The 1,848-nt window shown below is 54.2% G+C and carries 1 rRNA gene; it reads right to left on the bottom strand.

The annotated features are described in order from the left end of the window. Positions 1-32: 32 nt before the first annotated feature. Positions 33-1,544 (bottom strand): 16S ribosomal RNA (locus A3EC_RS0110720). Between the last annotated feature and the right edge of the window lie 304 nt (positions 1,545-1,848).

Raw genomic sequence — 1,848 nt, forward strand, 5'->3', positions numbered from 1 at the left:
CAACAACCGTTGCCTTAAAAATAACTCCTTAGAAAGGAGGTGATCCAGCCGCACCTTCCGGTACGGCTACCTTGTTACGACTTCGTCCCAATCACCGATCCCACCTTCGACAGCTCCCTACGAGTTAGGCCACTGGCTTCGGGTGTTACCGACTTTCATGACGTGACGGGCGGTGTGTACAAGGCCCGGGAACGTATTCACCGCAGCATAGCTGATCTGCGATTACTAGCGACTCCGACTTCACGGGGTCGAGTTGCAGACCCCGATCCGAACTGAGATTGGCTTTATGCGATTAGCTCACCCTCACAGGCTCGCGACGCACTGTACCAACCATTGTAGCATGTGTGAAGCCCTGGACATAAGGGGCATGATGATTTGACGTCATCCCCACCTTCCTCCGAGTTGACCCCGGCAGTTTCCCATGAGTCCCCACCATCACGTGCTGGCAACACAGGACAAGGGTTGCGCTCGTTGCGGGACTTAACCCAACATCTCACGACACGAGCTGACGACAACCATGCACCACCTGTATACAAGCCACAAGGGAAACTACATCTCTGCAGTCGTCCTGTATATGTCAAGCCCAGGTAAGGTTCTTCGCGTTGCATCGAATTAATCCACATGCTCCGCCGCTTGTGCGGGCCCCCGTCAATTCCTTTGAGTTTTAGCCTTGCGGCCGTACTCCCCAGGCGGGGCGCTTAATGCGTTAGCTACGGCACGGAAATCGTGGAAGATCCCCACACCTAGCGCCCACCGTTTACGGCATGGACTACCAGGGTATCTAATCCTGTTCGCTACCCATGCTTTCGCTCCTCAGCGTCAGTTACTGCCCAGAGACCTGCCTTCGCCATCGGTGTTCCTCCTGATATCTGCGCATTTCACCGCTACACCAGGAATTCCAGTCTCCCCTACAGCACTCAAGTATTGCCCGTATCGCCTGCACGCCCGGAGTTAAGCCCCGGAATTTCACAGACGACGCGACAAACCACCTACGAGCTCTTTACGCCCAGTAATTCCGGACAACGCTCGCACCCTACGTATTACCGCGGCTGCTGGCACGTAGTTAGCCGGTGCTTCTTCTCCATCTACCGTCAGAAAACCTTCGTCGATGGTGAAAGGAGTTTACAACCCGAAGGCCGTCATCCCCCACGCGGCGTCGCTGCATCAGGCTTCCGCCCATTGTGCAAGATTCCCCACTGCTGCCTCCCGTAGGAGTCTGGGCCGTGTCTCAGTCCCAATGTGTCCGTACACCCTCTCAGGCCGGATACCCGTCGACGCCTTGGTAGGCCATTACCCCACCAACAAGCTGATAGGCCGCGGGCCCATCCTGCACCGAAAAAACTTTCCACCACACCCCTACAGTGCGGTCCTATCCGGTATTAGACCCAGTTTCCCAGGCTTATCCCGAAGTGCAGGGCAGGTCACCCACGTGTTACTCACCCGTTCGCCACTCGTGTACCCCCGAAAGGGCCTTACCGTTCGACTTGCATGTGTTAAGCACGCCGCCAGCGTTCATCCTGAGCCAGGATCAAACTCTCCACAAAAGGCCCTTCAAAAAGAAGAAAAACCGTGAAAAGCCCAAAACCGGCAAACCAGAAAACTGGCAACCAACAAACCCCAGAAAGGGCTTGTCAGTCTAAAATAAATAAAATTCGTGATGCATCCCCTTGACAGGACAAAAACACACCACACGATTTTGCACCACCACACCACACACAACCTATGCGCGCAGCAGGCAGCTCAAGTAAAAACCGAAAAACTCCCGGTAATCACACAAAACCGCTCAAACAAACAAAAATAATTTGTACATCGGCACACTATTGAGTTCTCAAAAAACACACGCACACT

Source organism: Corynebacterium ulceribovis DSM 45146 (genome assembly GCF_000372445.1).
Taxonomy (GTDB): domain Bacteria; phylum Actinomycetota; class Actinomycetes; order Mycobacteriales; family Mycobacteriaceae; genus Corynebacterium; species Corynebacterium ulceribovis.